This window comes from Sphingobacterium yanglingense (assembly GCF_004363245.1).
Classification (GTDB): domain Bacteria; phylum Bacteroidota; class Bacteroidia; order Sphingobacteriales; family Sphingobacteriaceae; genus Sphingobacterium; species Sphingobacterium yanglingense.
The window spans coordinates 465,477-491,765 of record NZ_SNYV01000013.1 but is presented as its reverse complement, the minus strand read 5'-3'; the positions used below and the strand labels follow the sequence as shown (position 1 = coordinate 491,765).

The following is a 26,289-nucleotide window of genomic DNA, read 5'->3' as shown; positions in this document are numbered from 1 at the left end:
CATCTAACTTCTAAATACTATCTTTGCAACTTATTTTAACATAGGCGTATCGTGATCAACGTAAATAATGTCTCCGTATCATTTGGAGGGACAACTCTTTTTAGCGATGTATCTTTTTCTATCAATGAAAATGATAAAATAGCCCTTATGGGCAAGAATGGTGCTGGCAAGTCCACTTTATTAAAAATCATTGCCGGTGCTGGCAAACCCACAAACGGCAACGTATCAGGGCCGAAAGATGCTGTCATCGCCTACTTGCCACAGCATTTGTTAACGCAGGACAATATGACCGTCTTCGAAGAGACCTCAAAAGCCTTTGAAGAAGTCTATCAGATGCGTGATGAATTAGAAGCGTTGAATGAGCAGCTAAACGTACGTACCGATTATGAAACGGACGATTACATGAAGCTAATCGAGCGTGTGTCCGAACTCAGTGAAAAGTTCTATTCTATCGAAGAAACCAATTACGACGCTGAAGTTGAAAAAGTACTCAAAGGATTAGGCTTCGAACGTACGGATTTTACACGTCAGACCTCAGAGTTCTCTGGAGGATGGCGCATGCGAATCGAGTTAGCCAAAATTTTGTTAAAAAAACCAGACTTAATCCTTCTCGATGAGCCAACCAACCACATGGATATCGAGAGTATCCAATGGTTAGAAGATTTTTTAATCAATTCGGCCAAAGCCGTCATTGTTATCTCCCACGATAGAGCGTTCGTAGACAATATCACCAACCGTACCATCGAAGTAACAATGGGACGTATCTACGATTACAAAGCAAAATACAGTCATTACCTAGAGCTACGTAAAGACCGTCGTTTACATCAGCTAAAAGCATACGAAGAACAGCAAAGGTTTATAGCGGACAACCAAGAATTTATCGACCGCTTTAGAGGCACTTATTCCAAAACCTTACAGGTACAGTCTCGTGTCAAAATGTTGGAAAAACTAGAAATAATCGAGATAGACGAAGTCGATACATCAGCTTTACGATTAAAATTCCCACCGTCGCCTCGTTCAGGCCAATATCCTGTGATGGTAGAGGAGCTTACTAAAAAGTATGGCGACCATGTCGTATTTGAAAAAGCAGCGATGGTAATAGAACGTGGAGAGAAAGTTGCTTTCGTTGGTAAAAATGGTGAAGGAAAATCAACCATGATCAAAGCCATCATGGGAGAAATAGACTTTGAAGGAAGCTTAAAAGTAGGTCATAACGCCAAAATAGGGTATTTTGCACAAAACCAAGCGGCCCTTCTAGACGAAGAGTTGACCGTGTTTGAAACCATTGATCAGATTGCTGTAGGCGACGTTCGTGTCAAGATCAAGGATATGTTGGGTGCTTTTATGTTTAGCGGCGATGATACCACTAAAAAAGTAAAAGTCCTATCAGGCGGTGAAAAAACCAGGCTAGCTATGATTAAACTCCTTTTGGAGCCTGTCAACGTACTGATTCTCGATGAGCCTACCAACCATTTGGATATGAAGACCAAAGATATTATCAAAGACGCACTTCAAGATTTTGATGGCACCCTTATTTTAGTGTCCCACGATAGAGATTTCCTCGACGGACTAGCGACCAAAGTATTTGAATTTGGAAACAAACGTGTCCGTGAGCACTTTGAAGATATAAAAGGATTCTTGGAATATAAAAAAATGAACAGTTTAAAGGACATAGAGCGTTAAACCTATTTCCGTTCATCCTTCATATTTGACCACTTATCAACATGCTTGATACAGTGGTCAAACTTTTTTTAGGCCAGCCTTAATGGTATACATCTTTGCAAAAAAACGCAAAGATAATGTACAAATTAATTCAGCTTATACTCTTCTATATACTATTGTTTTGCCTCTTTATATTCCAGTTAAAGGCTGATAGCACAACAAACCCCGTAAATCCTCTTCAACTAAAAGCAACATCTCCAACACGCTATCAACCTTTTTTAATGGCTGGAGGCTTGATTGGTTATGGTGTAGCGCGACAGGGCATTCTTAGCTTGCAACACCTAGATAGAGACACGAAAGCATATGCCAACAGAATATCCCCAAAAGGTACCCGTATTGATGATTTCATGCAGTACACACCAATACTTGCCGTATATGCTTTGGATTTCACTGGACTACAAGCAAAACACAATATCGTCGACCGCACGCAGTTCTTAAGCACGGCGGCACTATTAACGCTATTAAGTGTGCATACCCTAAAAAGTAGCGTTGGAGTTATGCGTCCAGATGATTCTAATTCAAAATCTTTTCCATCCGGTCATACTGCGACAGCCTTCCTAGGCGCACATATGCTTTTTAAGGAATATAAAGACGAAAATATATGGATTGCTTCATCAGGGTATCTTATCGCTGCTGGAACCGGTGCATTGCGTATTATTAACAATAAACATTGGTTCAGCGATGTTGTTGCGGGAGCAGGATTTGGTATCCTATCAACAGAATTAAGCTATTTACTTACTCCAAAAATAAAAAATATATTAAACCCATCTAAGGATCGTAGACATATCAACATCACGCCAGAACTATCTCATCATAGCACTATGCTAAAGGCAACCATTCATTTCTAATATTTAGATATTCACAATCTTCTTAAAGAAATCTTCTTTTCGATGTTTAGACAATGGCAGTTCCTGACCATTAACGATAACTCGATTACCTTTGATACTATCAATACATGTTGTATTCACTAGAAAAGATTTATGGATTTGGTAAAAAGACTTATTCCCCAACTTTTCAATCAGAGCGCTTAAAGTCTGATGGGATACATAAGTTCCTTTAACAGTATGTATCCGTACATAATTTTGCATAGCCTCTACAAAAACAATCTCCTGAGGTTCTATTCGTACATAACAATCCTCATGTTTGATATATAACTCATTTTTGGCTAGTTCCGACTGTCCAATTTGACTTTTCTTCACCTGAGCCTTCTCTACAGCGCGTAACAATCGAGGTAAGGCTATCGGTTTGAGCAAATAATCAACGACATCCAACCGATACCCTTCCAAAGCGTACTCAGAATACGCTGTTGTTAAAATTGCCATAGGAGGATTTTCCAAGCATTCTAATAGTTCTAATCCAGAAATACCTGGCATATTGATATCTAAAAAAATCAAATCAACTGGAGCATCTCTCAGCTTTTTGCGGGCCTCCAAAGCTGAGTAACAATGATCTGCAACAATAACTCCATCAATCTGTTCCAGATAAAAACGCATTCCCTCCACTGCTAGAGGTTCATCATCAACTATGAGACAAGTTAGTATATCCATCGTCATCAAAACTACACATAAATCAACAATCTAGCCCTATACGACTCAGCGCTGTGTACAATGTCCAACTTATACCTATCTGTGTATAAAAGATCCAATCTTTTTCGAAGATTGGACAAGCCCAATCCAGAATTCCCCTCATTTTTTTCAACAAGATGACTTTTCGAAACCGAATTCTCTACAACAAAAACAACACGATTCTCTTTCTGCTCCATTTCGGCCTTTACAAATCCCTTACTATCCTCTGGACGCGACACATATTTGAACGCATTTTCCAATAGGGTAAAAAACAACAATGGTGATGTACGAACCTGTACATCTTCAATATCCCAGAATGTATCAATAACCAATCGATCATCCCAACGGACCCGTTCTATCTCAATAAAATTATCTATAAATGCTATTTCAGTTTTTAAATAGGTCGAATCCTTATTCCCTTCATAAAGTTGATACCTCAACATATCCGCGTATTTCAACAACAAAGTGGAGGATTTTGCAACATTGCTCTGCATCAATATATGAATATGATTCAATACATTAAACATGAAATGGGGATTAATCTGTGCCTGTAATGCCGCAACCTGACTTTCCAAAAGATTTTTCTGTAGAACATGATGTTTTTCAGAGAGCTTAGCATGTTCATAGAAAAAACGTAATCCTCCAAAGCCCAAATTCAATAACAACGCGATTGGAGTTGCATTAATAATAGAAAGCCAAAAGGTATCCCGAGGTTCACTATCCAATACGATAAAGCCCCTCTGTCCTAAAAAAAAAAGCAACTCTTCACAGAGGTACAATAAAACACCTTGTACCAAAGCCACGCTTACCAATACAAGCACAGTCCAATACCCTCTATTTTTACCAACAGCTTGAGGGAGTAGCAGGTTACAAAGAATATATGTGGATAGGATAAGCGCACCGAGTGGTACCATCACAGAGATGGTTTTCGAAAACAGGTCATGTTGCTGATAATCACTTACTGTCCAGATTACGGTAGTTATGATCAACCACAACAAACAAAACAGGGCATTAAAATGTCTAAGTCGTTCAGTTATCATAGTCCTTAACCAGGCAGTTTGCGCTCTAATTTTTCAATTTTATGGTACAGCTCTTTAATCAACTTATACTGTTCCTGTTGAGTTTCATACAGACCTTTAATCTGTTCTTCAAGCAAAATATCCATCTTTTGATGAAGACTTCGTATTTCGAGTTCAGCTTTTAGATTCACCAAGTAGTCATTTTCGCCACGCATTCGATCCTTTTCCTCTTGTCTATTCTGGCTCATCATAATAATTGGTGCTTGCAAAGCCGCAACACAGGAAAGTACAAGATTCATCAGAATAAAGGGATAAGGATCAAACTGTTCACTTTTTAGGGCCAGTGTATTAAAGGCGATCCACACCAGTAGAATAACGATAAAAATAATTATAAAACGCCAACTTCCGCCAAACTGCGCAACCCTATCTGATATACGCTGCCCCCTACTCAAAATCTCCTTAGGTGGATGCACCAAACGATCTACAATAAGCGCTTCCTCTTCCATAGTCTGTTTGACGATGTCATGAAGCTTTCGCATATTGTCATTATTTTTCTCAACGATTGCATCAATTTGCTTACGATTGCTCATGGATAGCTTTATATAGTTTTGAATTAAAGTTAGGGATTTAGCCCCAACTAACATAATAAAAAAATCGGGTAGCGCTTCAATTACACTACCCGATTTTTTAACCTATACTATGCGGTTAAGCAAATGCCTTATCCCCCTTTTTGTATGGGAAGTCGCCATCATATCGACCAGGCACTTTCACATAACGAAGTGCTTTCGTACAACCTAATTCCGAATTAAAGAATCCAGTAAGCGTCAATTGCTTGAACATGGTAAACCAATGTGAAGGATCATTCTCTTCCGAATGGTAAAGCTCATTTTGTTTCACCTTATTTTTCTCACGGATTTCCTTTTGCTCTTCAGCCTGTTTCTTATTGAACTCACCAGCTTCTTTATCAAGTGCTGCTGCTACTGCTGTACGGTCTTCAATAGGAAGCTCACCAAAAGGTTTACCTTTTATCTCTTTCGCTTTTGCATCCAAAGAGGCAAAACCTTCTAAAAACACCTTCTGCTGTTTCTCCGTGTAGCAATCCCTTACCATAACCGGAATAAAACTACCAACACCGGCTTCCTTAGCACCTGGCGTTCCCGTAGGAGGCAAAATAGCATCAGCCAAATCACCTAATCGTTCAATAATATCTTTCTCAAATAGTCCTGCAACGTCTTTAGACGCAGGCCGTGTACAACCTTCCAAAAATAGGTTAGCACCAATTACGGAACCACCCAAAATCATGGCCACACGTTGTATTGCTTCTCTTCTATTCATCTTTATCTATTTAAAATGTATAGTTTACTTCCCAACCTGGTCTATAGGTACGTTTAACAAATTGATTTGCTTCTTCAAAGTTTGTTACGCGCATATTTTCGTTATCCCAAAGTAACTTTAGGCTCCGACCAGGATATTTATTATCAATTTTTAAATCAGCGCCACGGATAGCCAAGTTTGCCATCAATAGAGCTTCTGTCAAAGGTCCTGCAATTTCAAATGGTGAAGACATCTCCATATTACCATACCCTGCCAAACAACCTTCCACCCACTGCGCCCAATGTCCATTTGCTCCCCCCTGTACCCTTGCATATTTTTCAGCGACTTTTTTATGAGGCCTATCAGTAGGCAACAACCGAGGATTAGCCGCATAGGTATCCGCTAAGACCTTGCCTTTTTTTCCGATAATAAGAATACCATTTCCTCCGTCACCAAACTTCTCATTTGCTCCTAATTCATCCGGGCGAGGTGGCTGTATACCACCATCCATCCAATGCACCTTTACATCCCCTTTCGTCTTTGCTGTCTTTGGAAAAGTCATAGTTACTGAACTCGATGGAGGACAAGATTCCGGAAAATATCCGCGTTTGAACTCATCGACATATACAGAGCCCACACTCGCCTGTACATCTTTCACATATTGTAATCCATAGATACTAAACGGAGCTTCTAGGTTATGACAGCCCATATCTCCAAGTGCACCAGTGCCGTAAGGCCACCAACCTCTCCAATTGAAAGGCACCAATTTATCAAAGTAATCTGTGTAAGGAGCCGTCCCCAACCACTTATCCCAATCCAGGGTCGATGGAACTGCTGCTTTCTGAGCAGGCCAAGCAATCCCTTGAGGCCATACCGGCCGATCCGTCCATGCATAAACCTCCACCAAATCACCAATCAGCCCTGCATCAATCCATTCCCGCATCTGCCGCACACCATCACCAGAAGCACCTTGATTTCCCATCTGCGTTACCACTTTATAGCGCTTCGCTGCATGAGTTAGCGCCCGTGCTTCCCACACGTCATGAGCCAATGGCTTTTGCACATACACATGCTTACCTAGCTCCATTGCCGCCAATGCCTGTATAGCATGGTTATGATCAGGTGTAGATATAGATACAGCATCAATATGCTGCGCTTCCTTATCTAACATTTCCCTAAAATCAGTGTAAAATTTAGCATTAGGAAATTTTTCTACAGACCCTTTCGCTCTTGCCTTATCTACATCACAGAGATAGGCAATATTCGCCTTTTTACTTTCAAAAATTTTGTTTACATCCGAACCTCCCATACCACCTACACCAATAGAAGCAACTTGCAACATATCGCTAGGTGCACGAAACCCTGGTCCACCGAGTACGTGTCGGGGTACAATAGTAACACCGGCAGCTGCTATTGCAGCCTTTTTAATAAAATCTCTTCTACTTTCGTTGTTCATAACAGAGTCCTATTAATATTATAAATTCCCTTTTTTAAGTTCGCCTACGGCAAAATCTACTGCACGCGCTGTCAAAGCCATATACGTCAAAGATGGATTCACACAGCCAGCAGAGGTCATCGCCGCACCATCTGTAACAAATACGTTCAGCGCATCCCAAACTTGGTTATTTCCGTTTAGTACAGATGTCTTCGGGTCTCTTCCCATACGGGCAGTTCCCATTTCATGGATACCCTGTCCAAGGCCATATACATTGTCATAGGTATTCACGTCCTTCACACCAATGCTCTCCAACATTTCCTTCATCTCGTTCTGCATATCTCCACGCATCTTGATCTCATTGTCTTTGATCTCCGCATCAATAGCCAGTGTAGGCAACCCCCATTTATCCTTACTATTCTTATCCAATTTGATATGATTTTCGTGATAAGGGAGCATCTCACCAAAAGCACCGAAACTTGCATACCAAGACCCAGGTTCGCAAATAGCATCTTTCCATGCTCCACCTACAGCCTCTTCTTCTACAGAGCCCGAAAAACGTCCTCTACCGGCTGCCCCTTGATAGCCAAATCCACGCACATACTCACGCTGCTTGGTATCTCCTTCCACATTCACAAAACGTGGGACGTACAACCCCGTAGGGCGTCTTCCAAAGATATATTTGTCTTCATACCCTTCCACAGTACCTCCTGCACCACAACGGAAATGATGATCCATCAAGTTATGCCCCAACTCACCACTACTACTACCTAACCCACCTTCCCAAACGTCGGTAGCCGAATTCATCAACACCCAGGTAGAATTCATAGCCGAAGCACATACAAAAACAATCTTCGCATAATACTCATACGTTTGATTTGTCTCTGCATCTAAGATTTCAACCCCTTTAGCTTTTTTCGTATCCTTATCGTATATTATCTTAGTAACAATAGAAAAAGGTCTTAACGTAAGATTACCTGTTTTAACAGCCGCAGGCAATGTTGCTGATTGCGTACTGAAATATGCACCAAAGTTACATCCCAACCAACATTGGTTTTGATATTGACAATTGACACGCCCTTCATGAGGAACAGTAATGTTTGCCGTACGACCCATTAGAAAATGACGCTTACCACCATATTCCTTTTGTAGACGAGCTGCCAGATCTTTCTCAACAATATTGAAAGGCATCGCGGGCATATAATCACCATCGGGAAGAGAGGCTACTCCATCGCGATTCCCAGATATACCAGCAAACTTCTCTGCATAACTATACCAAGGCGCAATATCCTTATAACGTATCGGCCAATCTACACCATGCCCATCCTTCAAATTCGCTTCAAAATCCAAGTCACCAAGACGGTAAGACTGTCTACCCCACATCAACGAACGTCCACCCACATGATAACCTCTATACCAATCGAAACGCTTGATTTCAGTATAAGGACTCTCTTTTTCATTCACCCAATAATCAAGATTTTTCTCATTCAACGGATAATCGCGTTTCAACACCGGATAATCAGCAATCATTTCCTGAGTTCGCCCACCTGCATGTGGGAACTCCCACGGATGTTTATTTGGCGAGGTATAGTCCTTAATATGTTCAATATTACGCCCCCGTTCCAGCATGATTGTTTTCAGTCCTTTCTCTGTCAGTTCCTTTGCTGCCCAACCTCCACTTATACCTGAACCTATTACAATTGCATCATATGTATTGTTTTCTACCATGACTTTAAATATTTTTTATTTAACAAACTCTCTCTTTTTACTTAACTAAACTTTAGCTGCCGTTCCGACCTTCTCATCTTTAAAGAGCAGCATGAAAATCACCATTACCACCAATGCAATGCCTGCAGGAATAATCCAAGTCTGTTGCCAAAATGCAGCGACATTAGATTCTTGGAGATCTTTGTACATTTCACCAACATATCCAGCTACCCAAAATCCGATTAATTGTCCGACACCATAAGTAGCCAAGGTAATCAAACCTTGTGCAGCACTTTTATATTTTTCTCCAGCTTTACTATCAGTATAGATCTGTCCCGAAACAAAAAAGAAATCATAACAGATACCGTGCAAAGCAATACCTAAGATCAACATAAACGAAAGATCTCCCGCATTTCCGTAGGCAAAAAGCAAATAGCGAACCGCCCATGCTAACATCCCCACCAAAATGGTCTTTTTGAATCCAAAACGGGTAAAGAACAACGGTAAAAGCAGAAGAAATCCAACTTCTGAAATTTGACCAATAGTCATCTTCCCTGTTGGGTTTTCCAAACCGATTTGATCTAAAAAAGGGTTTGCATTTTGATAATAAAAAGCAAGGGGGATACAAATCAAGATCGAGGAAACAAAGAAAATCAAGAAATTCTTATCTTTTAATAACTTAATTGCATCCAATCCAATAATTGAAGCAAATGAAGGCTTTTCCTCTGCAGATACTTTAACCGGAGGTGTTTTAGGCAGAACAAAAGAAAACAATCCTAGCACCAGAGAAGCGACACCAGCCATCAAGAATGTATTTTTCAAAGCTCCCTGCGCAGAGGCTTCAGCACCATCCCACTTAAACAAATAACTTATTGATAATCCAGCGACAATCCAACCAATAGTTCCCCAAATACGAATTCCAGAGAATTGCTTCTCGGGGTTAGACAACTGTCTAAATGATACAGAATTCACCAAAGACAAAGTAGGCATATACAGAATCATATACGACAATACATAAGGGTAGAATACGGCCACATCAGGAGCTTGATACATTTGATACATCAAGATAGCACCGACTAAATGTAAAACACCTAGTATCCGTTCTGCATTAAAATAACGATCCGCTATCATTCCGATAATAAATGGAGCGATGATAGCACCAAGGGACTGTGTCGAAAACACATTTGCGATTTCGAATTGGCCTGCGCTTAAGTTTTTGATAAGGAATGTTCCCAATGTAACAAACCAAGATCCCCAAATAAAAAATTCAAGGAACATCATAAACGATAGTTTGACTCTCGTAGTTGAATTCATAAGTTTAAATTGATTAGAAATTATCGACTTCTCTGTAGGCTTTGACCAAAGCATCTTCCCCTTCTTTTCCGCCTTTGGACATGCCGTGCTCCATCCCCACTATACCTTTGTAGCCTTTGTTATGAAGCCATTTAAATACGTTCTTATAATTTATCTCTCCTGTTGTTGGTTCTTTACGTCCAGGATTATCACCAACTTGGACATAAGCAATCTCACTCCAGCATTGATCCATAAAATTGATCAGATTACCTTCATTCTTCTGCTGGTGGTAAGCATCGTATAGTATCTTACATGATGGACTATTTACCGCTTTACATATTTCATAAGCTTGGTCTGTAAATCGCAGAAACAAATCAGGCGTATCACTTAGTGGTTCCAAAACCATTGTAATACCATGAGGTTCTAGTAACTCAGCGCCACGCTTCAGTCCCTCAATTACATTGGCAGTCTGCACACCGATTGGAAGACGTCGCTCATAATCTCCAGGAACAACCGTAATCCATTTTGCATTCACTCGTTTCGCGACTTCAATAGAATCCCGGCAACCTTTAAGAAAAATATCGATGTGCTCCTGTTTGCCAGCGGCAAGTGTATTTGCTCCGTTGCCACCTTTAGGTACTACAAACACGCCCATACGCATCCCTAACTTGGCCAGTAGCTCTCCTACTTTCCTTTGTTCGTCGACAGTTCGTCCAGGCATTCCATTATCTTCAATACTCCGAAAACCTAAGTCGTGCATGTATTTTATCTCATCTAGAAAATTCTTACCGGCACTAGCGCTAAACATGCCCTGGTGTGGGCCATAATCAAGGCGAAATGGATCACCCAACTTTGTATCTTTCTCCTTCACAGTAGCCTGAGAGACCGCTGGGGCCAACAAACTACTGCCAAATAGCAATCCTGAGTTTTTTATAAAATCAGATCTCTTCATTATTTTATTAATAGGTTTATGCGTTGATTACTTAATAAATATAGCTATTAAATCCCGAGCTTTGCAACTCTTTGAAAGTATTATCCTCAAAATAAACAATATACACCTCTATCCCCTTGCGCTTATTAGCAAAGCGAATAGCTTCCTTCGGTGTTAAACTCATAAAATAATTATCCAGTGCATCAGCCTCCATCGCTGTCTTTGCAATTACCGTAGCACTTACGATACTACTTTGTAAAGGTTGTCCCGTCAATGGATTCATATGATGAGATATCATCTTCCCATTTACTTTGCGTTGTTGTTCGTAGACTCCCGAACTGGTAATAGCATTGTTGCTCATCTTCACCCGCAGCATCTCCCCTTTGGCAATATGTGTTGGTCTATACAACTCCACCACAAAAGGTCCATCTGGCTTACTTCCAACCGATCGAATCTCCCCTCCAAGCTCTACCAAGAAGTTTTTCACCCCCCTACTTTTTAGATGTTCAGCAAGCACATCCACAGAGTATCCCTGCGCAATACCATTTAAATCAATTGACACATTCCGTTCAAGTTTCATCAGGCAGTTACCTTTAATACGCAGTTTGTTCATACCGATAATCTGCTTTACACTATCGACCTCCCTAAGACTCGGCACTGTCCGAGCTCCACTTGCACCAAATCCCCAAAGCTTAACCAATGGATACACCGTAATATCAAAATAGCCGGAAGTTTCTTTATAAGTCTTCATACTAGCATCTATTACTTTTTTCATATGCCTATCCATAATAACCTGCGAGGTATCTGGATTGTTAAACTGACAAATTGTAGAAGACATATCGTACAAAGACATAGATCGGTCAATTACACCCAGTACACTATCTACTTCACTTTTAAGAACTTTCTCCTTATCCGAATAATATTTAATTTGATAGGTAGTTCCTTGTGCCTTACCCGATAAAGCATAGGGATGTTGTCCATAAGCGCAACACCCCAACGCAAAAAAAATTATAGAAAAAAAATATCCACGGACATAATCGTACGTTGAAAAACACAATAGTAGTCTGTGGATATTTAAAAGAACCATTATAATAGCCTATATATAGATCTGTGTGTTAATTCCAGGTACGGCAACCGGGTATAAACCATTTTCATCAGGAAGAGGCTTTGGAAGAGCATCCCAAGCGTAACGCTCCGGCATAATATTGATATTAGACTGAATAGCCTGATCCCATTTAATCACTTTTCCAGTATAACATGCTAAACGACCAATAATACCTGTCAAAGTACTGTAGGCCCCGTACTCCGCATTATCAAATTTGTATTCGCCATTAGCAATAGCTGCAAATAATTCAACATGCTCTTGACGGTAAGGATTAGGATTTCCTTTAGCATCGTGACGATATATTTCATTCCCTTTGGCATCCCATAACACAGCCTGGTTACCTGCTGATAAATAAACTCTCCCCTTGGTTCCTTGGAAAGTTTCATCCACACGGTTATGCGTACCTTCATAGTGGCGACATTGGCTATACACGACAGAACCATCATCATATGTCATTTCAATAGCAAAGTTATCGTAGATTTCACCATAATCTTTACCTGTACGATGTGCTTGCGATCCCGTCCCTTCAATAGATACTGGATACTTACCCTTCACCCAATTTGCGATATCAATATTATGTACGTGCTGCTCTACAATATGATCTCCACACAACCAGTTAAAATAATACCAGTTTCGCATTTGGTATTCCATCTCCGTCTGTGTTGGCTTACGCGGACGAACCCACACACCGCCACTATTCCAATAGACCTGGCCAGCTACCACATCACCGATAGCACCGTCTTGAATGCGCTTTATAGCTTCACGATAATTTGTCTGATAGCGACGCTGCAGCCCCACTACAACATTTAATTTTTTACGCTTTGCTTCAGCAGCAACTTCGAGTACCTTACGGATACCAGGAATGTCTACAGCAACAGGTTTCTCCATAAACACGTGCTTACCTGCCTTTATTGCCTCTTCAAAATGCATCGGACGGAATCCCGGAGGAGTCGTCAAAATCACCACATCAGCATCTTTAATAGCTGCTTTATAAGCATCAAATCCAACATACTTACGACTCTCAGGAATATCCATTTTAGCCGCATATTTCTTCTGTAAATTGGTATAAGCGGAATCCAGGTTATCCTGAAATGTGTCCGCCATAGCTACAATTTTGATATTCTGACCAGACTCTAATGCATCGACAGCTGCACCGGTTCCTCGACCTCCACAACCAATTAATGCTACCTTGATAACATCAGTCCCTGCCGCAAATACAGAGCTAAAGGGAGCTGCACTCATGGCAGCGCCTCCCGCAATGATTGAAGTAGACTTTATAAAATCTCTCCTATTGAAACTATTCATAGTTTTAACTATTTATAACTGGTAAATAAAAATATTAAAAATCTTCTATCGGAGCTTTATCATAATATGCCATAGCTTCTTCATGAGAAGGTGCTTTCACTGGTCTCACCAATCGCATCCCCACAAAAGGAGCCTCTGGAAACCACCAGTTCGATTTCGGCATCTGAGGATCCAACTGTTTCCAAACAGGATCCGATGCAGATCTAGCCGACGAACGCAAAGCTTTCGCTTCACTATCGAAAGCTCCACCGCGCACCACATGAGCATATAATTCAGTTGGCTCAGCCACTGGGTTATCTCCTAATTTGTCCTTAAACTGAGTATAAAAATCAGGCACATATTGATCATACGTCCATTCAGACACATTCCCGAGCATATCATACAAACCGTACGCATTGGGTTTCTTTTCACCTACCTTATGTGTACGCTTATCACTATTGGCACCATACCACGCATAGTCTCCCAATAAATCCGCTTGATTCCCGAAGAAGTAAGCATCATTTGAGCCAGCACGACAAGCAAACTCCCATTCTGCCTCCGTAGGTAGACGATAGAACACCCCCGTTCGGACATACAACCACTTGCAAAACTGAATCGCATTATAATGAGTCATAGCCAGAGCAGGATGCCCCTCCTTGCCCATACCAAAAGTCATATCTAAATATGGCTTAGTCGGTCTAGTCACCGCATCAACTACTGAGGGGATCTCACCTTCCTTCTGCTTTGAAAGTTCAAAATCTTTGTATAAAAATGGTTCATAAAGATCCCAGGTCACCTCAAACGTACTCATCCAATACGGAGCCAATTTAACATCGTGCACCGGAGATTCATCCGATTCACCGGAGTTACTTCCCATACTGAACTTGCCCCCAGGAATAGCTTCCATAGAAAAGGACAAAGAAGTGCCTTTAATTTCCTGAATGTATTTCTTAAATGGTTTATCCTGAGCCTTTATAGAACTGACGCTCAATATCAATAACGAAAAAAAAAGTCTCTTCATGTATCTCACAACGGGTTTATAAGCTAATTGCCTTTAATGTTTTAATAAAGGTAAAAGTAAAATCAAATTATAGACCCAATTGTATATAACATTTATGTTACAGAAGTGTAATAATTACACTATGCCACAAAAAAGCAAGCATCAACCCGAACAATATACTCAAGCCAATAATAGTATTCGCCAATTTAGAGTTGAGACCAAAGTTTTGAATCACCATACTAGAGGCTACCAAACTAGGCATCGCCATCTCAAAAACCGACACTTGAAAAAACATTCCTTTCCACCCCAAAAAAACACCAAATAGTAATGCACAAGCAGGAGCCAACAACAGCTTATAGAACAGCGAAGCACTAATGGCTTTCATCTCCTTTTTAATATGATGAAAGTGCAACTGCAAACCTATAGAAAACAAAGCCAAGGGGCTCACGGTAGCGGCAAGGCTGGAAAAAAAATCGTCGAAGTAAGCAGTCCGGAGAAAATATTGAAAACACAATGCCAAGACAACCGCAATAAATGGAGGAAAAGTAAGTATACGACGCCCTACAAGTTTAAGTTTCTGCCTTGCATGGAGCCTATTTCGCTTCGAGCCAGCCGCCAACAGAACACCAAAAGAAGAAAGAACAAAAAAAGTCGCCTGATCGCTTACAATTCCAACTTTTAACTGTTCTGCTTCAAAAAAACTAATGATAAGCGGAAACCCCACAAACGACGTGTTACTCAGACCAGAAACAATAATCAATGTCGTCAGTGTTCTAGCAGAAAAACCTAGTAGAGGTTGAATCAACCGAAAAAAAACATAAGAAAGTCCGAATATAAAAAAAGGTAACAAACCCGTAAAAAGATAAGCTAACGTCCAATCAATTTTGGGAATATACAAAAGAGCAATCGATGGTAATCCTACATAAATAACCCAATTGTTAACAATTTTATAACTGTCTTTGCTCGCTAATTTGAAAAAACGAAACAAATATCCGATCAGTAGACAAACAATGATAATGAAAAAGTTAACCATCAGGCTCAAGATTAGTTATAATTTAATATTTTTGCCCAAATTTATAACTTGATATTTAATTATCCATTATCTTGAAAACTAAATTCATCCTACTACTCTTAGGTGTGTCACTACAAATAGGTTTTACACGAGCCTCAACAGATACCTTGACAAATACCCATATTAAGAACTCCTTAATATTAGAGGCAGAAATAGAAAATGGTGGTATTTTAGCAACAGGTGAGCTAAAAAACACCACATTCAAAGATGCCTATTACAATGCGTTCAACCTTAAGGTAGGCTGGAAAATGAATACCAAGAGCGATAAATACTTTAAATTGTACAATAACCCGATTTATGGAATAGGATTCTACTCGAGTACCTTCAACAATGACATCGTTGGAAGCCCTTACGCAATATATGGTTTCGTACAGACCCCGTTCGGCAACATCGACAACGAAAAATGGTCTTTCGACTACCGCATTGGGCTAGGGCTCTCCGGCAACTTCAAACCTTATGACGAGGACAAAAATCCCTTAAACCTAGCAATTGCAACCAAAAACAATGTATACATAGACTTTGGTATACGCACACAGTACAGACTATCCTCAAAGTTCAAAGCAGGCCTAGGTCTTGCATTTCACCATTTTTCCAATGGAGCCCTTAAACTCCCAAATAAAGGTGTAAATCTCGTCCCTGTAACAGCCTCTATCACTTATCAGCCTGATGGCAGAACATACAAGAAAGACACTACAAGCATAGAGTCCTATCCAGATAATATATTCTATCACATAAATTTTGGAGCAGGTTTAAAACAAGTGGCTCGTGATATGGACCGTAAGTTCCTTAAGACAACATTAAGCCTTTACGCCAGTAAGCACGTGAGTCAGAAATGGCGGCTCGGTGGAGGGATGGATATATTCTACTCTGCTTCCGGAAACAACGAAGAAATCGCAGAAGATAAAACAGGAAAGCTTAGTGCAAAACTATCTGGAGGCCCAGCATTCTACCTGGTCCATGTTCTAAACAAAGACCTGGTACTCAATGGAAACGTCGGTTACTACATCCACAACCAATACTTCAATGGAGAAATAAAACGAGTGTTCTTACGAGCAGGGGTTCGCTATTACGTTTACAAAAACCTCAACGCAGGTATATCTATAAAAGCCCATACAGGTAAGGCTGATTTTATAGAATGGACATTAGGCTATACATTCAATCGGTAATGTATAGCCTAACATCCGTAAGGCTTTACAATTGCCCCAATCCTTTTTCAACAGCTTTAGAGACACTTTTTCCGAAATCTTTATCCACCGTGATATATCCAGGGTAAAAGAAATTTTTACCACCAATTTTTACAGAAGGCTTTATTTTCAAGGCAAAGAATCCATTACTCTTTCTGGTAAAGATATCATTAAGAACCTTATCAAAACCTTGCTCTTTGGCCACACCAAAAATATTAGCGGAAAAAGTCAACGGCACCACCATACTTTGTCCATTGGAAAGATTGATATTCTCTGCTACAGCACCTTCAAAAAGTGGTTTACCAGCCATTTCAATAATATATTTAAACTCGTTAATCTTGGTCACCGTAGACGTAGGGTTAGTGATCTTCAAATTTACCCGAGCTTCCAGTGGAAGATCCTGACGCAATAAAGCCATCGCGATCCCTGGTAGACTAGCCAACGAAGCACTCCCCCCTGATTGGTAAGAATCAATATCCCTGCCTGCCAATCGAATTTGGTCTACAGATTCTACATCATAATTAAATTTACTCAATGCCTCCACCTGAGCCTTTTGATTTATAGCACAGCTAGACATAAACCAAGTACAAAGCAGTAATACTGCAACTTTTAATCTATTCATTTTGTTCATTTTATTTTTTCTTTTTGCCCGTTGCCCGGCCAAAATTATAAGCGACACCCAGTGTAAAAATAGAATTTCCTGCCTTGAGATACGAATTATTTACAACACCAATATTAAATCCTGTCGTATACTGCAACTGAAGCCCTTTCAACAACTCCATTCGGGTAAAAAAAACAGGTTCAATAAAAAGATTTTCTTCCTTGTCAGCCTGTACGTCATCCAGCCAGAAATCAGTCATCCCTACCCGACTGACACGTATCGCAGTCCCATAATTTAAGACCCGCTTGCCACCGAATAGGTTTAACCGACCCTTTGTAGTTGATGAATAATTTACCTGTAGGAATATTTTATCAAAATCCATTTTACGGTTCCCAACCACTTCATAGTCACGTATAGAAGCACGCTGGTCTAATTCTCGAGAATTTCCTAAGCCATAGCCTCCATAGATTTCCAAAATCTGCCTCTTGGACTTTCCTATTTCTGTAAAGTAACCAACTGCACCTTCTGCCAGCCATTGTCTGAAATGTGTGTTGGATTCACGGCCATGATTTACAGTTGAAGCATTCCCCAAAAGAGCAACATGATCGGTAAGGGACACTGCCACAGTTCCTGATGCGTTCCCCTTCAAATTCACATGCCCAGAAAGGTATCCCTCTCCTTGATGCCTAAACATAGGTGTTGCAGGCACATTGGGCATATATATTGAACTACAACTTCCAAAAATAAAGCTAACCGATAAAGCCACAAACGCGACGAGATAATGATTCTTTAACATACTTGCTTCTCCCAAACAATCATGCCAATCTCTGCCGTACCCTTGCACCAGACAAAACTTTTATTACGACTTCGGCACACCGACCGCAATTAAAGGTCTCACAGGACCTCAAAACAGAGATATTTCCAAAAAAAAGTCCTTGAATAAAATTCAAGGACCTCAATATTGCTCTATACCAAAAATTAGATAGAAGGTGCTTCCGTCTCCGGAGCCTTATCAATCAATTCCATGAATTGATCTAATTTTGGTGTAATAATAATCTGCGTACGTCTGTTTCTAGCTTTCCCATTTGCTGTAGTATTATCTGCAATAGGATTGTACTCGCCACGGCCGCCTGCAGTCAATCGTTTAGGATCCACACCGTACATTGTCTGTAAAGCCTGTACTACAGAAGAAGCACGTAATGTACTCAAATCCCAGTTGTTCCTGATATTTGGTTTAGAGATAGGGTCCGTATCGGTATTACCTTCGATCAACACATCATAATCTCTGTAATCCTGGATAATCTTCGCAATCTTACTCAATGTCTCTCCAGCTTTGTCAGAGACCTCATAGCTACCCGATTTATACAACATATTGTCTGACAACGATATATAAACCACACCTTTCAACACCTGTACATCCACATCTTTAAGCTCTTCACGACTTAGAGAACGCGTTAGATTGTTCGTCAACACCATATTAAGTGAATCACTTTTATTTTTCGTGTTCACTAAGTGTTGTATATACTTATTAGATGCATTAATCTCGTCAACCAACTTAGAAATATTCACATTTCCTTGAGAGTTTTGTGCAATACTGTTATCCAATGTCGACTGTAGCTTAGCATAAGCCTCCCTAAGTGAAGCATTATTCTTACGCTCATATTCCAGCTGATCTTCCAAACTTTTGATCTTCGCTCGGCTTTCTGTGAGATCCATCTGTCCTTTTTGATACAACTCAGCCAAATCTCTATGCTGGGTTTCTAAGGCCACATATTTCTTATTGCTCACACAGCTACTCATTACAATTCCACCTAGTAAAATCGTAATTGGCAAAAGGCGCTTTTTATACATCATATCATTATAAATTTGATGGATACAAGGTAACAAATAAAACCGTTGATTTTTTACCTCAAATAGTTAAAAAACTTAAAATTACTTTTCTTTCTTAAGAATATACTTACAGATATCACTGACCAGTCCAGGACCTTCATAAATAAAACCGGTATATACCTGTACCAATACCGCCCCAGCTTCCAACTTCTCTACAGCATCCTGTCCAGAATGTATCCCCCCTACACCTATAATCGGAAAGCTTTTATTCGACTTTTGAGACAAATAACGTATCACCTCGGTAGAGCGCTTTGTAAGTGGTTTACCACTTACTCCTCCAGCTTCATTAAGCAAGCTAGAAGCACTACAAAGTCCCTCTCTAGAAATTGTTGTATTCGTCGCTATTACCCCCGCGATCTTAGTTTCTGTAACGATCTCTACAATATCATCCAATTGGCTATCGGTCAGGTCCGGCGCAATCTTCAATAAAATTGGCTTTGCTTTCGGTTTCTCCAAATTGAGCTGTTGTAAGGTATCTAAAATTCGCATCAACGGTTCTTTCTCCTGTAGATCTCGTAATCCCGGAGTATTCGGCGAACTCACATTTACTACAAAATAATCCACATATTCGTACAGCGCGTGAAAACAATAGATATAATCATTTACAGCCTCTTCGTTTGGAGTAACCTTATTTTTCCCAATATTACCACCAATGATAACCCCTTCTCTATCTTTAAGATGCTTTAATCGTCCCGCAGCCACATCCGCCCCTTGGTTGTTAAAGCCCATCCTGTTGATTAAGGCAGCATCATTCACCAAGCGAAACATACGTGGTTTATCGTTCCCAGGCTGAGGCCTAGGCGTTACCGTACCAATCTCGATAAAACCAAATCCAAATTTGGCCATATCCTCAATGTATTCTGCATTTTTATCAAAACCAGCTGCAAGTCCCACTGGATTCTTAAACTTAAGTCCAAAAACTTCTCGTTCCAAACGTGGATCGGACACACTATAAATAGACTTGAGCAAGGCCTTTGCACCCCAAATCTTTGAGAATGTTTTGAGCCCCCCCGTGACGGTATGATGTGCCTTTTCAGGATTCATAGAGAAGAAAAAAGGCTTTACCAATTTATACATAATAGCAAATAAAATATAGCAAATAATATAGCCGATAAAAGGCTGGTATGCTTATAGCATATCTGCACAAAGGTAGAAAAGAAGCAGAAATAATCACTACTTTTGCAATTGAAATATCTATAACTCGCATTAGACTGATACGAGCACACTAAAATTTGGATATTCCGTATGGCTTTTAAAAGTCAAATAGTACACATACGAAATGATATCAATAAACAATTTAACATTTGAAATAGGCTCTAGAGCCTTGTACGACGAGGCAAACTGGCACATCAAACCAGGTGACAAAGTTGGTCTAATCGGTGCAAATGGCGCTGGAAAGTCAACATTATTACGACTTATTGTCGGTCAATATAAACCTACCTCTGGTTCCATTTCAATGGCGAAAGATTTAAAAATTGGTTACTTAAATCAAGATTTATTGTCTTACCATTCTGACAAGAGCATCGTGCATGTAGCGATGGAGGCTTTCGAACGCCAAAATCAATTGCATTTAGAAATTGAAAATTTACTTAAAAGCCTAGAGACTGACTATTCCGACGACATCCTCAATAAGCTTAGCGATAAGCAAATGGAATTCGAAGCATTAGATGGATACAATATTGAATTTCGGGCGCACGAGATATTAGCCGGTCTAGGCTTTTCAGAAGAAGAACAAAAAAGACCACTTGCAACTTTCTCTGGAGGATGGCGTATGCGTGTGATGTTGGCACGTATCTTATTACAGACACCAGACATCTTACTGTTGGATGAGCCCACCAACCACATGGATTTACCTTCTATCAAATGGTTGGAAAACTACTTACAAGCTTTTGATGGCGCGATAGTCATTGTTTCCCATGATAGGTATTTTTTAGATCGCATTATCAAAAAAACGGTAGAATCGAGAAAAGGAAAACTAACATTATACGCTGGAAACTACTCCTATTACCTAGAAGAGAAATCTCTGCGTAATGAGATACAAGCTGGACAATTCAAGAATCAACAAGCCAAGATTAAACAGGAAGAACGTCTAATCGAGCGATTTCGTGCGAAAGCTTCAAAAGCTAAAATGGCCCAGTCGAGAATCAAAGCACTCGATAGAATGGAGCGTGTAGATGATGTAGATGATGATAATCCTGAAGTTAACTTCAGCTTCAAATTTTCCAAGCCATCAGGACGTCATGTCGTGACTTTGGAGAATATCTCTAAATCGTATCCAAATCTCGAGATTCTTAGAAATACAGAGGCTATCATAGAAAAAGGGGATAAAATTGCTTTAATCGGTGCCAATGGTAAAGGTAAGTCGACACTGTTACGTATTGTTGCAGAGGATGATAAAGACTTTGAAGGTACAGTTACTCAGGGACACAACGTCTCGCAAACATTCTTCGCACAGCATCAATTGGAAGCTTTACACTTAGAAAATTCTATTATTGCCGAAATGCAGGCATTTGCACCCACACACACAGAAACAGAATTACGTTCTATTTTAGGCTGTTTCTTATTCACAGGAGATGATGCTTTCAAGAAAATCAAAGTACTCTCCGGTGGTGAAAAATCCCGTGTAGCATTAGCCAAAGCGTTAACTGCAGATGCCAACTTCCTGGTATTAGATGAGCCAACGAACCACTTAGATATGGCTTCAGTTAATATCCTGATCCAAGCGCTACAACAATACGAGGGCACAGTGATTGTGGTATCTCACGACCGTTATTTCTTAGATAATATAGCCAATAAAATATGGTTTATCGAAGACAAAGAAATCAAAGAGTATCCAGGCACCTATGAAGAATATGAAGTCTGGAATTCAAAACGTGTTCAGAAGCCAGTGGTAGAGAAAAAGGTCATAAAAGAAGAACCTAAAAAAGAGAAGAAGGTAGCCCCTACAGATGACAACAAAAAGCTAATCCTGAAAAAGAACAAGGAATTGGCCCAATTAGAGCAACAAATTGCACTCAAGGAAGCAGATGTTAAAGAATTAGAAATACGACTTGCTGACGAGGAAATATATTCCGATGCGATCAAATTACAGGACACAACCCGTAAATACAATTCGACTAAAGCAGAATACCAACAACTACAAAATGATTGGGAAAAAATTGCGGAGGAAATCATCGAATTAGAAAGCTAATCGGTGCGCCGATCACTCCCCCCCCTAACCGTATGTTTTAACCTTACAAACGATTAAAACATACGGTAATTAATCAGATTCCTGCCCCTCAAGCACCTCCCTCTTAATGATCGGAATACCAAAATAAAATTCCAATATCTTTGTGCGGAACAGATAATCGTATTTTGTTCTTAACAAATCGGATTGAATATTTACCAAGAGCGTCTGCGACTGGTTATAATCAAACCCTGTCGCCATTCCATTTTCATAACGTTCTTTTGTATAGCGAAACGCTTCTTCCCGTGCTTTCAACATTTCCTTCGTTGCCATATAAGTTTCCAACGCCCCTTTAGCATCCGAATATGCTGTATATATATTCCGCTCCAAATCAAGCTCCGTCTGCTGTAAATTCAATTTACTTTTATCTAGGTTCACCTTAGACCTTGAAACATTATTACGGGTCGAAAATCCGTTAAAAATCGGGATACTCAACTGTAATCCAAAATTATGCCCTTTATAAAGATTAAACTGCTCAAAAAAAGGAGGAGGATTCTTAAGTCCACCTTGTCCATCTGGAATCTTAGCGTATGAAACACGCGAACTGAATCCATAAAAACCACTAAGCGTAGGCAGATAGGCTCCTTTAGCTATTTCGATCTCCTTTTCAGCTATTTTCACATTGTTTTCCGCAATTTTCAGCTCGGTTCTTTCATTCTTAGCTTTTCCAAAAATAGATTCAGGTCCCTCTAATAAAATATTATTCACTTGAAATTCGTACGCCACATCTGCAATATCAAAATCTTTGAACTCCTTCATCTGAAGCAGTTGAGCCAAACTCATTTTAGATATCAACAAAGCATACTGAGCCTCAATAATCCGCTGTTTATCTGTTGCAATAGTAGCTTTAATATCAAACAAATCCCCTCTAGGAATCATACCCGCATCAACCAGAACCTCAGAACGCACCAACTGTAGACTATCCGTTTCAAACTGTTGTGTCTGAACTTTGACAGCCTCTTTGTTGAACAGAACCTGCAAATAAGCATTAACCACATTCAAAGCCACATCTTCCTCCATTTTCAGATGTTGATATTGAGAAGATATCAATGCCAATTTTGCTTTTCTGAAACGGTTTTGATTCTGCATCCCCTTAAAAAGATCAATACCTAGAGATGCCCCCATTGAAGTGAACTGTGTAGTTTGATTTTCTAAGATACCAGTAGTAATATTCGTATTCAGTCCTCTGTTCCAAGAATGGGAAGCATTTGCATTCACATTAGGTAAAAAACTTCCGAAAGCATCTTTCTTATCTATTTCAGCGAGCTTATTATCCAGTTCAGTCTGTCCAATAGAAACGTTATTGTCGATAGCGTAAGCTACACATTCCTCCAATGTCCATTTCTTTTGGGAGAAAGCTTCGTTTGCCACAAAAAGACAAACAATAGCAATTATTTTTGACACAATATTCATGTTTCTTTCTTCAGTATACGCTAGTTATAACTTTTATTTGTCAGCTCCATTGAGCTTCCAATATTCTATAAAATGACGGCACCCCGTTAACTGCTTGGATTACTTCTTGACTTGGTTCCATATTTTAATCTTGTTATCTTTAGTAATCCCATTCCTTATTTCCACATAAATCCCATCACTCACTCCAAGTTCTACATCTCTACGCTCGAACTTTTGTGGAGCCACCTCTACTTCAACAAAAGATTTCTTCGTTTTATCATCGTACTGGACTACCCCCTCTTTGAGCGCCAATACATTTTCAGCATTTTCTAAAACAATAGAAGCATTAGCACTCAATCCCGAACGAATAAACGTCGTATCCTTGTTGATGAGATTTCCTTTGATCGGAAACTGCATGGCTCCATTTTCATTTACTCCTTTAGGTGCTATATAATCCAAAACAGCGTGAAACTTTTTGTTTTCAATTGCGCCAACAGTGATTTCTAAAGGAAGGCCCAACCGGATCTTACCTACCTCTGATTCATCCAGCTTTCCCTCAAAAATCATATTACTGACATCAGCAAGGCTCGCAATCGTCGTTCCCTCGTTAAAATTATTAGCCTCAATGACCTGGTTTCCTTTTTTTACCGGCACATCCAATACCATTCCTGACACCGTCGAACGAATCCGGGTTTGCGCCATACTCGCCAGCCCAGTTGTTGTTCCCGTCCTAATAATCTCCGCATTCTGTACCGTAGAACTATAAGTCTGTTGCGCCTGTCTATAAGTAGTTTGCGCAGCATCAAAATCATTTGCTGAAATTACGCCTTTATCAAAAAGCATCTTTTGACGATCAAATATCCGTTTTTGGTTCTCCAAATCTATTTTAGCCGATTCAATCTGATTATTCGCTTGGTTCAGGCTAGAGACATTCGGCACCACCTTAATCTCTGCAATCAGGTCTCCCGATTTGATATAATCCCCAGCCTCAACATAAACTACGTCGATAATACCTGAGATATTCGGTTTAATCAACACCTCTTCCTTGGGATTAATATTCCCGGTAGCTACCGTACTTTTAGAAATAGAGCGAATTTCAGCTTGTACTGTCTCGTAAATCACCGTCGGTTGTTTATTCTTCTGATACAGCCAGACTAAAGCACCTGCAAAAGCAAGTGCTAAAAAAACTAAAATTGAAATCGTACAGCCTTTTTTCATCTTATATTTTTAGTTTAAAGTTCAATATTTAAATCTTAATCGATATACAACACACCTAGCCCTACTCTACCCGTAAGGCATCAATTGGCTTTACTTTCACCGCTGTAATTGCCGGGATTAATCCTGCCAAAAGCCCAGCGAAGACCAATATCAACAAAGCAGCGGCCACTACGCCCAAACTCACACTTGGATTTACAATCGGAATCTCATTGGCATTGGGCGCTTTCTCAAGAGCCCAGTTAATAAAACTCAGTATAAATGATGCAAAAATAATCCCAGCCATTCCTGAGATAAGTGATAGCACAACAGACTCTGCGAGTATCTGTTTTATTATTATCCATGGCGTCGCCCCCAAAGCTCTACGGATCCCTATTTCCTGCGTGCGTTCTTTAACGATAATCAGCATGATATTTACAATTCCAATAATTCCAGAAACTAAGATAAAAATACCTACGAAATAAGAAACCGCAGTCAAGATAGAGAACAGACCATTGATTTTTTTAAACTCCTGATACAAATCAAAATACCCAATAGCCCGATCGTCTTCAGGATTAATACTATGCCTATGCTTTAACAAATCGAAAATACGCGGCTTGATATCTGTAATCGGCATATCCTCTATTGCTGTTATCGCCATCCATCCGACCACATCACCATAATTAAATGCTTGTTGAAAAGTTGTAAATGGCACAAAGATCTCCTTCTGGCTTTCCTCAGCATTGCCCCCCAGATTAGAAATACTCTTGTAGACACCAACCACCATAAAATTAACCCCTTGTATCTTTATATACGACCCCAAGACCTCTTCCTCAGGCATATACAGCTCCCGAATCACCCCTTCCCCTATCACTGCAACTTTTCGTCTACTATCAATATCACCATAGTTGACAAAGCGCCCTTTCACAATATCCATCGGCTGCTGCAAAATAAACTCCGGATAATCACCATAAACATTGTAAGCACCCGTTTTTGTCCCTCTTACTACGTTATTATTACCACCAAATCCCCCCAACTGATTTCTTGGGGACACGTATAGCAGACCATCTATCCGCTCTTTGATAGCTTCTACATCACCATTTTTATAGTTAAAACTTCTCCCCTGAGGGAGCCCTTTATAAGGTTTCGAGGTAGAATTGGCCCACATAAACATCGTATTCGTGGACAATCCTCCCATCTGTCTCTTAATACCATTCTGTAAGCCCTGACTCGCGGACAATAGTATGATTAAAATAAATATCCCCCAGAACACACCAAAAGCGGTGATCAACGTTCTAAACGGATTAGCAGAAAGAGCTGCGATTATTTCACTCCAGTTATCTCTATTGAACATA

General features: G+C 40.0%; 23 protein-coding genes. 4 read left to right on the top strand and 19 right to left on the bottom strand.

Annotated elements, in window-relative coordinates; translation table 11 throughout:
* The first annotated feature begins 51 nt into the window (after positions 1 to 51).
* Both CLV99_RS10415 and CLV99_RS10410 read left to right on the top strand, forming a co-directional pair.
* Positions 52 to 1,683: an ABC-F family ATP-binding cassette domain-containing protein gene (locus CLV99_RS10415; RefSeq protein WP_021070624.1), complete on the top strand. Its 1,632-nt coding sequence runs from the start codon at positions 52 to 54 to the stop codon at positions 1,681 to 1,683.
* 116 nt (positions 1,684 to 1,799) lie between these two features.
* Positions 1,800 to 2,570 carry a phosphatase PAP2 family protein gene (locus CLV99_RS10410; protein WP_133584437.1) on the top strand — a complete coding sequence of 257 codons (771 nt, stop codon included), beginning with the start codon at positions 1,800 to 1,802 and terminating at the stop codon, positions 2,568 to 2,570.
* Between the two features lie 3 nt (positions 2,571 to 2,573).
* Here the strand turns inward: CLV99_RS10410 and CLV99_RS10405 are convergent, their stop codons facing one another.
* The 12 genes from CLV99_RS10405 to CLV99_RS10350 form a co-directional block, all read right to left on the bottom strand.
* Positions 2,574 to 3,269 carry a LytR/AlgR family response regulator transcription factor gene (locus CLV99_RS10405; protein WP_162850092.1) on the bottom strand — a complete coding sequence of 232 codons (696 nt, stop codon included), beginning with the start codon at positions 3,267 to 3,269 and terminating at the stop codon, positions 2,574 to 2,576.
* An 11-nt stretch (positions 3,270 to 3,280) separates the two neighbouring features.
* Positions 3,281 to 4,327, bottom strand: coding sequence for a sensor histidine kinase (locus CLV99_RS10400; RefSeq protein WP_133584435.1), 1,047 nt, complete (start codon positions 4,325 to 4,327; stop codon positions 3,281 to 3,283).
* 5 nt (positions 4,328 to 4,332) lie between these two features.
* Entirely contained in the window at positions 4,333 to 4,896 is a 564-nt protein-coding gene (locus CLV99_RS10395) for a DUF1003 domain-containing protein (RefSeq protein ID WP_133584434.1), read from the bottom strand.
* 115 nt (positions 4,897 to 5,011) lie between these two features.
* Complete coding sequence (locus CLV99_RS10390; RefSeq protein WP_133584433.1) at positions 5,012 to 5,641, bottom strand: gluconate 2-dehydrogenase subunit 3 family protein; 630 nt, start codon at positions 5,639 to 5,641, stop codon at positions 5,012 to 5,014.
* A 10-nt stretch (positions 5,642 to 5,651) separates the two neighbouring features.
* Positions 5,652 to 7,076: a Gfo/Idh/MocA family protein gene (locus CLV99_RS10385; RefSeq protein ID WP_133584432.1), complete on the bottom strand. Its 1,425-nt coding sequence runs from the start codon at positions 7,074 to 7,076 to the stop codon at positions 5,652 to 5,654.
* Positions 7,077 to 7,094: 18 nt separating this feature from the next.
* Complete coding sequence (locus CLV99_RS10380; protein ID WP_133584431.1) at positions 7,095 to 8,783, bottom strand: GMC oxidoreductase; 1,689 nt, start codon at positions 8,781 to 8,783, stop codon at positions 7,095 to 7,097.
* Positions 8,784 to 8,828: 45 nt separating this feature from the next.
* Positions 8,829 to 10,076: a nucleoside permease gene (locus tag CLV99_RS10375; RefSeq protein ID WP_133584430.1), complete on the bottom strand. Its 1,248-nt coding sequence runs from the start codon at positions 10,074 to 10,076 to the stop codon at positions 8,829 to 8,831.
* Between the two features lie 13 nt (positions 10,077 to 10,089).
* Entirely contained in the window at positions 10,090 to 11,007 is a 918-nt protein-coding gene (locus tag CLV99_RS10370; RefSeq protein WP_133584429.1) for a hydroxypyruvate isomerase family protein, read from the bottom strand.
* A gap of 31 nt (positions 11,008 to 11,038) precedes the next feature.
* The gene (locus tag CLV99_RS10365) at positions 11,039 to 11,983 is read right to left on the bottom strand and encodes an FAD:protein FMN transferase (RefSeq protein ID WP_162850091.1); all 945 of its coding nucleotides are present in this window, start codon (positions 11,981 to 11,983) and stop codon (positions 11,039 to 11,041) included.
* 99 nt (positions 11,984 to 12,082) lie between these two features.
* Positions 12,083 to 13,396, bottom strand: a complete 1,314-nt coding sequence (locus CLV99_RS10360) for a Gfo/Idh/MocA family protein (RefSeq protein ID WP_133584427.1) — start codon at positions 13,394 to 13,396, stop codon at positions 12,083 to 12,085.
* A gap of 34 nt (positions 13,397 to 13,430) precedes the next feature.
* Entirely contained in the window at positions 13,431 to 14,396 is a 966-nt protein-coding gene (locus CLV99_RS10355) for a formylglycine-generating enzyme family protein (protein WP_133584426.1), read from the bottom strand.
* 97 nt (positions 14,397 to 14,493) lie between these two features.
* Positions 14,494 to 15,408 (bottom strand): AEC family transporter, encoded by a 915-nt coding sequence (locus CLV99_RS10350; protein WP_133584425.1) that lies wholly within the window; start codon positions 15,406 to 15,408, stop codon positions 14,494 to 14,496.
* A 71-nt stretch (positions 15,409 to 15,479) separates the two neighbouring features.
* Here CLV99_RS10350 and CLV99_RS10345 point away from each other — a divergent pair, with 71 nt between their 5' ends.
* Positions 15,480 to 16,613 (top strand): acyloxyacyl hydrolase, encoded by a 1,134-nt coding sequence (locus tag CLV99_RS10345; protein WP_211348502.1) that lies wholly within the window; start codon positions 15,480 to 15,482, stop codon positions 16,611 to 16,613.
* Positions 16,614 to 16,638: 25 nt separating this feature from the next.
* On the opposite strand, the gene CLV99_RS10340 is transcribed toward CLV99_RS10345, so the two are convergent.
* From CLV99_RS10340 to CLV99_RS10325, 4 genes are all read right to left on the bottom strand, one after another.
* Positions 16,639 to 17,253, bottom strand: coding sequence for a hypothetical protein (locus CLV99_RS10340; RefSeq protein ID WP_133584424.1), 615 nt, complete (start codon positions 17,251 to 17,253; stop codon positions 16,639 to 16,641).
* A gap of 10 nt (positions 17,254 to 17,263) precedes the next feature.
* On the bottom strand, positions 17,264 to 18,028 hold the full coding sequence (locus CLV99_RS10335; protein WP_133584423.1) for a hypothetical protein: 765 nt from the start codon (positions 18,026 to 18,028) through the stop codon (positions 17,264 to 17,266).
* A gap of 182 nt (positions 18,029 to 18,210) precedes the next feature.
* The gene (locus CLV99_RS10330) at positions 18,211 to 19,083 is read right to left on the bottom strand and encodes an OmpA family protein (protein ID WP_133584593.1); all 873 of its coding nucleotides are present in this window, start codon (positions 19,081 to 19,083) and stop codon (positions 18,211 to 18,213) included.
* Positions 19,084 to 19,164: 81 nt separating this feature from the next.
* Complete coding sequence (locus CLV99_RS10325) at positions 19,165 to 20,199, bottom strand: quinone-dependent dihydroorotate dehydrogenase (protein WP_133584422.1); 1,035 nt, start codon at positions 20,197 to 20,199, stop codon at positions 19,165 to 19,167.
* 202 nt (positions 20,200 to 20,401) lie between these two features.
* Between CLV99_RS10325 and CLV99_RS10320 the strand changes: the two genes are divergently transcribed.
* Entirely contained in the window at positions 20,402 to 22,312 is a 1,911-nt protein-coding gene (locus tag CLV99_RS10320) for an ABC-F family ATP-binding cassette domain-containing protein (RefSeq protein ID WP_133584421.1), read from the top strand.
* A gap of 69 nt (positions 22,313 to 22,381) precedes the next feature.
* Here the strand turns inward: CLV99_RS10320 and CLV99_RS10315 are convergent, their stop codons facing one another.
* The 3 genes from CLV99_RS10315 to CLV99_RS10305 all read right to left on the bottom strand — a co-directional run bounded on the left by CLV99_RS10315 (position 22,382) and on the right by CLV99_RS10305 (position 26,288).
* Positions 22,382 to 23,752: a TolC family protein gene (locus CLV99_RS10315; RefSeq protein WP_211348500.1), complete on the bottom strand. Its 1,371-nt coding sequence runs from the start codon at positions 23,750 to 23,752 to the stop codon at positions 22,382 to 22,384.
* A gap of 108 nt (positions 23,753 to 23,860) precedes the next feature.
* Positions 23,861 to 24,958: an efflux RND transporter periplasmic adaptor subunit gene (locus CLV99_RS10310; RefSeq protein WP_133584419.1), complete on the bottom strand. Its 1,098-nt coding sequence runs from the start codon at positions 24,956 to 24,958 to the stop codon at positions 23,861 to 23,863.
* A 61-nt stretch (positions 24,959 to 25,019) separates the two neighbouring features.
* Entirely contained in the window at positions 25,020 to 26,288 is a 1,269-nt protein-coding gene (locus tag CLV99_RS10305) for an ABC transporter permease (RefSeq protein ID WP_133584418.1), read from the bottom strand.
* Position 26,289: the final 1 nt, after the last annotated feature.